This is a genomic window from Roseomonas sp. E05, from assembly GCF_030063475.1.
GTDB lineage: Bacteria > Pseudomonadota > Alphaproteobacteria > Acetobacterales > Acetobacteraceae > Pseudoroseomonas.
The window spans coordinates 1-586 of record NZ_JASIRT010000104.1 but is presented as its reverse complement, the minus strand read 5'-3'; the positions used below and the strand labels follow the sequence as shown (position 1 = coordinate 586).

Here is a 586-nt window from a genome sequence, read left to right as displayed (position 1 = left end):
ATGCCGCGCCGGGCGATCCGTGGGACGATGCCGCGCGCCCGGCCCTCCTGGCGGCAGCGGCGGTGATCATGGCCTTTGTCGGCGTGCAGCTTGGCGGGCCGGCGGCGCGGACGGCCCCGATGCCGGGCGCGCACGCCAGGCAAGGCATCCAGAGGGGGAGGCCAGCAGGAGGCTGTCGTTGCGGTTGGCCCCGCTCAGCACCACGCCGGGCGGCGTACCACGGGCGTCTGTGACAACATGCCGCTTCGTGCCTGGCCTGCCGTGGTCCGTCGGGTTCGGGCCGACCTCCGCACCCCCTTTTTCGCGGGCAGGCTGGCACTGTCCAGTGCCGCCCGGCGCCAGTCCAAGGCTCCGCCATCCTGGAGCCGCTCCAGCAGGACGCGGTGCAGGCCCGTCCAGACCCCGGTGAGCATGCCACTCGCCCGGCCGCCGCCAGCACGTCTTGCCGCAGCAACCCAACTCGGATGGAAGTTCATGCCAGTGGATGCCCAGTCCGCAGCACGAACAGGATCCCGGCAAGGGCCACGCGGTCAGAGGCTCGCGGGCAGCCGCCTTTCGGCTTCGGACGCTCCCGCGGCAGCAGCGG

The 586-nt window shown here is 73.0% G+C and carries 1 pseudogene; it reads right to left on the bottom strand.

The annotated features are described in order from the left end of the window. Window positions 1-586 (bottom strand): annotated as a pseudogene (locus QMO56_RS26875) (IS5 family transposase); the annotation flags it as partial.